The following is a 6379-nucleotide window of genomic DNA, read 5'->3' on the forward strand; positions in this document are numbered from 1 at the left end:
AGGCGACCTTGCTGCGCGAGCTGTTCACGAAGCAGGCGCGGACCTGGTCGGCGGAGAGCGGTTGCATGATGCGTCCCTTCATCGTTTCCTAACACCCTTAGGTATACACCTAGTGGTGATAGGTTGATCGCGTGCCCCGTGCCGGACTCACTCGCTCGCTCGTCCTCGATGCCGCCGCCGACCTCGCCGACCAGGTCGGCTTCGAGGCGGTGACGCCGTCCGCCGTCGCGCGCGCCGTGGGCATCCGCACGCCGAGCCTGTACGCGCACGTCGACGGCGCCGAGGCGCTGCGCGACGGCCTCACGGTGCGGGCGCTCGACGAGATGGCCGATGCGGCGTCGAGGAACGTCGCCGGCCGCTCCGGGGGGTCGGCGCTGCGCGCCCTGGCCGACGCCTACCGCGACTACGCGCGCGTCCACCCCGGCCGGTACGCGGCGACCCGACGCCGGCTGGCCCCCGACCACGACGGCGTCGAGGCGGGGCGACGCCACACCGAGCTGCTCGCCTCGGTGCTGCGCGGCTACGGCGTGCCTGAGCAGGACCACGTGCACGCGGTGCGGCTGATCGGCAGCACCGTCCACGGGTTCATCGCCCTCGAGGCCACCGGGTCCTTCGACCACAGCGACCCCGAGGCCGACGTCAGCTGGACCCGGGTGGTCGACGTGCTGCACGGCGCGCTCGAGACCTGGCCGCCCACCTGAGCCGACGAGGGGCTCAGTGCCCTCGGTCGATCCACTCCTGCAGGTGGGGCGCCTCGTCGCCGATGCGCGTGTCGTCACCGTGGCCGGTGTGCACGACGGTGTCCTCGGGCAGCGTCAGCAGGTGGTCACGGATGGACGCGACGATCGTGTCGAAGCTGGAGTAGCTGCGTCCCGTGGCACCGGGCCCGCCGCTGAACAGCGTGTCACCGCTGAACAGGACGCCGAGGTCCTCGCTGTAGAGGCAGGTGCTGCCGGGGGAGTGGCCCGGGGTGGCGACGGCCCGCAGCGTGGTACCGGCCACCTCGAACGTCGTGCCGTCGGTGAGGTCGTGGTCCGGTCGCACGTCGGTGCCGTGCTCGGCCTCCCACAGCATCGTGTCGGCCGACGGGAACCAGATGGGGGCGCCGGTGAGCTCGCGCAGCTGCACCGAGGCGTTCAGGTGGTCGTTGTGACCGTGCGTGAGCACGATGGCCCGCACCGTGCGACCGTCGACCGCCGCGGCGATGGCCTCGGCGTCGTGCGGTGCGTCGACGACGACCACCTCGCTGTCGTCACCGACGATCCACACGTTGTTGTCGACGTCCCAGCTGCCGCCGTCGAGCGCGAACTGCCCCGACGTGACGACCTTCGTGACCTGTGCCGACATCAGATCATCACCACCGAACGCAGGACGTCGCCGCCGTGCATCTTGTCGAACGCGGCCTCGACGTCGTCGATGCCGATGCGCTCGGTGACGAAGGCGTCGAGGTCGAGCCGGCCCTGGCGGTACAGGTCGACGAGCATCGGGAAGTCGCGGCTCGGCAGGCAGTCGCCGTACCAGCTGGACTTGAGCGAGCCGCCACGGCCGAACACGTCGATGAGCGGCAGCTCGGGGACCTTCATGTCCGGCGTGGGCACGCCGACCAGGACCACGGTGCCGGCGAGGTCACGGGCGTAGAAGGCCTGCTCCCAGGTCTCGGGGCGGCCGACCGCCTCGATCACGACGTCGGCGCCGAACGTGTCGGTGAGCTCCTGCACCTTGGTGACCACGTCGTCCTTGGACGCGTCGATCGTGTGCGTGGCACCGAGGGCCGTGGCCTGCTCGAGCTTGCGCGGGTCGAGGTCCACGGCGATGATCTTGGCCGCTCCGGCCAGACGTGCTCCGGCGACCGCGGCGATGCCCACGCCGCCGCAGCCGATGACGGCCACGGAGTCACCGCGACCCACGTTGCCGGTGTTGATCGCCGCGCCGATGCCGGCCATCACGCCGCAGCCGAGCAGCCCGACGGCGGCCGGGTCGGCCTCGGGATCGACCTTGGTGCACTGGCCGGCAGCCACGAGGGTCTTCTCGGCGAAGGCGCCGATCCCGAGCGCCGGAGAGAGCTCGGTGCCGTCCTCCAGCGTCATCTTCTGCTCGGCGTTGAAGGTGGAGAAGCAGTACTGCGGGCGGCCCCGCTTGCAGGCCCGGCAGTCACCGCACACGGCACGCCAGTTGAGCACCACGAAGTCGCCCGGGGCCACCTCGGTGACACCCTCGCCGACGGACTCCACGACACCCGCGGCCTCGTGGCCGAGCAGGAACGGGAACTCGTCGTTGATGCCGCCCTCGCGGTAGTGCAGGTCGGTGTGGCAGACCCCGCAGGCCTGGACGGCCACGACCGCCTCACCGGGCCCCGGGTCGGGCACGACGATGTTCTCGACGGTGACGGGTGCGCCCTTGCTGCGGGCGACGACGGCCTTGACGGTCTGCGGCATCGGGTTCCTCCTGGGGGTGGCGTGGCTCACCGCCGACGCTAGCGGAGGCGTGGGCGGCTCGCTCGGTCCCGCTGGGCGGGAGTCGAAGTCTGCCGTGCGGGACGGCCCGAACGGGCCTACCGTTCAGGCACCCACGCGACCGGCGCGTGCGGTCGAAGGAGCGTCCCATGCGCATCGTCCTGCTCATCCTCGTGGTCGTCGCCGTCATCTACCTCGTCCGGATGCTGATGGCCAAGCGCTGAGCCACCTGTTCAGATCCACCCGCTACGCTCCGGCCAGCGACGACGGAAGGACCACATGGGCGTCATCGACCACGGCAAGACCCTCGCGCTCGAGGTGCTCGGCTGGATCATGGTCCTGCTCGGCCTCGCCGCGATCTTCCTCCCCGGGCCCGGCCTGCTGCTGCTGTTCGGCGGCCTGGCCCTGCTGTCGCAGCGCTACGAGTGGGCGCGCCGACGCGTCGAGCCCGTCAAGGACGCGGCCCTGCGCACCGCTGCGCAGGGCGTGCAGACCTGGCCAAGGGTCGCGCTGTCGCTGCTCGGCGTCGTGTGGCTCGCGGGGCTCGGCGTCGTGTGGGGGCTGCGTCCGCCGGCCCCCGACTGGTGGCCGCTGCGCGAGTCCTGGTGGCTGCTCGGCGGCTGGGGCACGGGCGCCACGCTCATCTTCTCCGCCGCCATCGCGCTGGCGACGATCGTCTACAGCTTCCGCCGCTTCCGCGGTCGACCGATGGCCGACGTCGAGCGAGAGATCGCCGAGAGCTAGACCGGGCCGAGCCTCAGGCGGGCCAGTCGACGAGGTCGTCGAACCGACCCTCGTGCGTGCGGATCCAGCCCGCGACGTAGGGGCAGTGCGGCACGATGCGCAGGCCCGCCGCGCGCACGTCGTCGAGGGCGAACTGCACCAGCACCGACGCGAGCCCACGCCCGCCGTAGGCGTCGTCGACCTCGGTGTGCACGAAGTCCCGATGGGTGATGGTTCCGTGCGGCTCCAGCTCGCGGTAGTCGGTGTGGCCGATCACGTCCTCGCCGTCGACGAGCTCGTAGCGGTGCCGCTCCGGGGCGTGGCGGACGACGATGCCGTCGTGCTCGACAGGGAGGCTCATGGATGCTCGCTCTCGCTCGGTGGGTCAGCTGCGGGGTCGGATGCGGGCGTTGGGCAGCTCGGGGGCGGGGAGGGCACGCTCGGGGTCGCCCTCGGGCAGGCCGTACGGACCGTCGGACGAGGCGCCGGCCGCCTTGCCGTCGATCTCGTCCATCCACGCGGCGCGGTACTCCACGACGTCGTCGTGGCTGCGGCCGACGAAGTTCCACCACATGACGATCTGCTCGCCGAACGGCGGCCCGCCGATGAGCAGCACCCGGCTGTCCTCGCTCGCGCGCAGCGTGATGCGGTCACGGCCGGGGGCGAGGTAGCCCAGCTCGTCCTTCGCGATCGGGTCGGCGTCGGCGAGGACGGCGCCGGTGTCGACGAGCACGCCGTGCTCGAACGTCGGGTCCACGTCGAGCTGCAGCACCGTGCCGGCGTCGAGGCGCAGCTCGGCACCCAGCAGCGGGGTGTGGGTGGAGATCGGGGACGTGGAGCCCAGCAGGCTGCCGAGGAACACCTGCGCGCGCCAGGAACCTCCGTCGGAGCTGCCCTCGAGGGTCGGTGGGGCGTAGTGCTCGAAGGTCTTGTCGACGAAGCGCGCCTCCTGCGGCAGCGCCACCCAGAGCTGGGCACCGTGCAGCACCGTCGTGTCGTGCGTGGAGCGCTCGGAGTGGCTGATGCCGCGGCCCGACGTCATGAGGTTGAGCTCCCCGGGTCGCACGTCGGCGTGGAACCCGGCGCTGTCGCGGTGCTCGATGGTCCCCGAGAACAGCCAGCTGACGGTCTGCAGCCCGGTGTGCGGGTGGGGCGGCACGTCCATGCCGCCGGACTCGGACACGTCGTCCGGTCCGTAGTGGTCGAGGAAGCACCAGGCGCCGATGAGGGAGCGCTGACGCTGGGGCAGCGTGCGGCGCACGGTCATCGCGCGCGGCCCGCCGAGCGGCACGTCGCGCGGGGTGAGGACCTGCAGCTCGGCGGCGGAGTCCTCGCCGCACACCAGCTCGTCGGGCGATGTCTCGGTGTTGCTCATGGGCTGCTCCACCCCTTCGTCGTGACGGTGCGGTGTCGCGTCACCGGTCGTCGCCAGAGTAGCTCCGCGTAGTCTGTGCAGGTGACAGAGCGCGAGCCCGACCCCTCGCGCCGCGCGAGCTCCACCGCCGTGGGTCGCCACCGCGCGGCGAGGCAGCGTGCCATGCGTCGACGTCGCCGCCGTGCGGCAGCGCTCGGCGGATCGGTGCTCGTCACGCTCGTCGTGGTGGTTCTGGCCGCCGTCCGTCCGTCGTCGGACGAGCCCGCCGCCTCGGCCGCCACGAACGTGTCGTGGGCCGACGACGCCGTCATGCCGACGCTGACACCGGCGCCGAAGCCCACCCCCACGAGGACCACACCCGCTCCGGAGCCGACCGACTTCCCGCAGAGCGGCGAGGGCACGTTCGCCACGGCCGCGGTCGCCGACGTGGCGGGGGCCGGCTCCGGTCGGAACCGCCGCTACTCGGTGGAGGTCGAGGCTGGACTGCCCCAGGACCCCGACCGCTTCGCCCGCCAGGTCGCACAGGTGCTCGGCGACGAGCGCGGCTGGCGCTCCGACGGCTGGTCGTTCGAGCAGGTCGAGGGCGGGGGCGACTTCCAGGTCATGCTGGCGAGCCCCGACACCGTCGACCGGCTGTGCGCCCCGCTGCTCACCCGCGGCGAGGTGTCGTGCCGCAGCGGCTCGCGGGTCGTGCTCAACGTCAAGCGCTGGGCGCTGGGCGTCCAGTACTACGGGGACGACCTCAGCGGCTACCGCACCTACCTCGTGAACCACGAGGTCGGGCACGCCCTCGGCAAGTACCACGTCGGCTGCCCGGCGCCCGGGGCGAAGGCACCCGTCATGCTGCAGCAGACCAAGGGCCTGCAGGGCTGCGTGAAGAACCCCTGGCCGTAGTCGCCGGCCGCCTGTCCCCGTGCGTCAGGTCCCGTGCTCGCCTAGCGTCGTGCGCATGCGCCGAATCGTGATCAGGCGGAGCATCGCGCTCGACGGCTCATCGCCCCCAGCGCTGCAGGACGACCACTCCGGAAATGATCCACGGCCATGAATCTCATGATCCTCATCAGCGCGCTCGTAGCGATCGTCGTCGTCGCGACGCTCGACCACGTCATGGGTGTCGACGACCGAGTTCTTCAGGTCGTCGCCTTCATGGGCATCGCCTTCGTCGGTGGGACGCTCGGCGATCGGGTACGACGACGCCGGCGTCATGAAGACCCGAACGGACCCGGGAACCTTACGTGAAGACCGCCGGCAACGCCTGAGGACGAGTGACAGTCGGCGTCACCAGTCGACGCTGTGGCACTCCGGTGCGCGGGCGCCCTCGACCTGCAGGGTCGCGTGCTCGACGTCGTGGCGGTCGCGCAGCGCCGCCCTGGCGTCGGCGAGGATCACGTCGACGTCGGCGCTGCCGTCGGCGACGAGGTGGGCGGTGGCCACGTTCATGCCGGAGGTGAGAACCCAGACGTGCAGGTCGTGCACGTCGCCGACGCCCTCGATCGCCCGCAGGTCGGCGACCACCTCGTCCACGTCGAGGCCCTCGGGGGCGTGCTGGCCGAGCACGGCGAGGACCTGTCGTCCGAGCATCACCGCCCGCACGGCCACGAAGGCCCCGATGGCCAGCGCGACGCCGGCGTCCCACCCGGTCTGCCCCGTGGTGGCCACGAGGACACCGGCGACGACCACGCCGACGGACCCGGCGTTGTCGGCGACGACCTCGAGGTAGGCGCCGCGCATCACGAGCGACTCACCGGCGCCCGCGCGAAGCATCACGAGGGCGACGACGTTCACCACCAGCCCGAGCGTGCCGACGACGATCATCGGCCGGGTCTGG

General features: G+C 71.9%; 9 protein-coding genes. 3 read left to right on the forward strand and 6 right to left on the reverse strand.

Translation table 11 applies throughout. The features are described from left to right. Positions 1-131 precede the first annotated feature (131 nt). Entirely contained in the window at positions 132-701 is a 570-nt protein-coding gene (locus ASF38_RS04930; RefSeq protein WP_056574050.1) for a TetR/AcrR family transcriptional regulator, read from the forward strand. Positions 702-714: 13 nt separating this feature from the next. Here ASF38_RS04930 and ASF38_RS04935 read toward each other — a convergent pair whose 3' ends face one another. Further along, positions 715-1347: an MBL fold metallo-hydrolase gene (locus ASF38_RS04935; protein WP_056574053.1), complete on the reverse strand. Its 633-nt coding sequence runs from the start codon at positions 1345-1347 to the stop codon at positions 715-717. Continuing rightward, the gene (locus tag ASF38_RS04940; RefSeq protein ID WP_055962495.1) at positions 1347-2435 is read right to left on the reverse strand and encodes an S-(hydroxymethyl)mycothiol dehydrogenase; all 1089 of its coding nucleotides are present in this window, start codon (positions 2433-2435) and stop codon (positions 1347-1349) included. The genes ASF38_RS04935 and ASF38_RS04940 overlap by 1 nt, the downstream gene beginning before the upstream one ends. 297 nt (positions 2436-2732) lie before the next feature. On the opposite strand from ASF38_RS04940, the gene ASF38_RS04945 reads away from it, so the two are divergent. Continuing rightward, positions 2733-3197 carry a PGPGW domain-containing protein gene (locus ASF38_RS04945; RefSeq protein WP_056574056.1) on the forward strand — a complete coding sequence of 155 codons (465 nt, stop codon included), beginning with the start codon at positions 2733-2735 and terminating at the stop codon, positions 3195-3197. A gap of 13 nt (positions 3198-3210) precedes the next feature. On the opposite strand, the gene ASF38_RS04950 is transcribed toward ASF38_RS04945, so the two are convergent. Together ASF38_RS04950 and ASF38_RS04955 are read right to left on the reverse strand one after the other, a co-directional pair. Next, a complete protein-coding gene (locus ASF38_RS04950; RefSeq protein WP_056574059.1) occupies positions 3211-3537 on the reverse strand; it encodes a GNAT family N-acetyltransferase in 327 nt (108 codons plus the stop codon). Positions 3538-3561: 24 nt separating this feature from the next. Next, the gene (locus ASF38_RS04955; protein WP_056557260.1) at positions 3562-4551 is read right to left on the reverse strand and encodes a pirin family protein; all 990 of its coding nucleotides are present in this window, start codon (positions 4549-4551) and stop codon (positions 3562-3564) included. Positions 4552-4632: 81 nt separating this feature from the next. On the opposite strand from ASF38_RS04955, the gene ASF38_RS04960 reads away from it, so the two are divergent. After that, positions 4633-5445, forward strand: coding sequence for a DUF3152 domain-containing protein (locus ASF38_RS04960; RefSeq protein WP_056557263.1), 813 nt, complete (start codon positions 4633-4635; stop codon positions 5443-5445). A 24-nt stretch (positions 5446-5469) separates the two neighbouring features. Here ASF38_RS04960 and ASF38_RS04965 read toward each other — a convergent pair whose 3' ends face one another. Together ASF38_RS04965 and ASF38_RS04970 are read right to left on the reverse strand one after the other, a co-directional pair. Then, positions 5470-5757 carry a hypothetical protein gene (locus ASF38_RS04965; RefSeq protein ID WP_056574061.1) on the reverse strand — a complete coding sequence of 96 codons (288 nt, stop codon included), beginning with the start codon at positions 5755-5757 and terminating at the stop codon, positions 5470-5472. Positions 5758-5829: 72 nt separating this feature from the next. Further along, a partial coding sequence (locus ASF38_RS04970) for a cation diffusion facilitator family transporter (protein ID WP_235497407.1) occupies positions 5830-6379 on the reverse strand: 550 nt, incomplete at its 5' end.

This window comes from Aeromicrobium sp. Leaf272 (assembly GCF_001422865.1).
Classification (GTDB): Bacteria; Actinomycetota; Actinomycetes; order Propionibacteriales; family Nocardioidaceae; genus Aeromicrobium.

What these genes read in the sequence shown, in the direction of transcription:
- ASF38_RS04935 (WP_056574053.1), bottom strand. Translation starts at nt 1,347, where the DNA reads ATGTCGGCACAGGTCACGAAGGTCGTCACGTCGGGGCAGTTCGCGCTC.
- ASF38_RS04940 (WP_055962495.1), bottom strand. Translation starts at nt 2,435, where the DNA reads ATGCCGCAGACCGTCAAGGCCGTCGTCGCCCGCAGCAAGGGCGCACCC.
- ASF38_RS04945 (WP_056574056.1), top strand. Translation starts at nt 2,733, where the DNA reads ATGGGCGTCATCGACCACGGCAAGACCCTCGCGCTCGAGGTGCTCGGC.
- ASF38_RS04950 (WP_056574059.1), bottom strand. Translation starts at nt 3,537, where the DNA reads ATGAGCCTCCCTGTCGAGCACGACGGCATCGTCGTCCGCCACGCCCCG.
- ASF38_RS04955 (WP_056557260.1), bottom strand. Translation starts at nt 4,551, where the DNA reads ATGAGCAACACCGAGACATCGCCCGACGAGCTGGTGTGCGGCGAGGAC.
- ASF38_RS04965 (WP_056574061.1), bottom strand. Translation starts at nt 5,757, where the DNA reads ATGACGCCGGCGTCGTCGTACCCGATCGCCGAGCGTCCCACCGACGAA.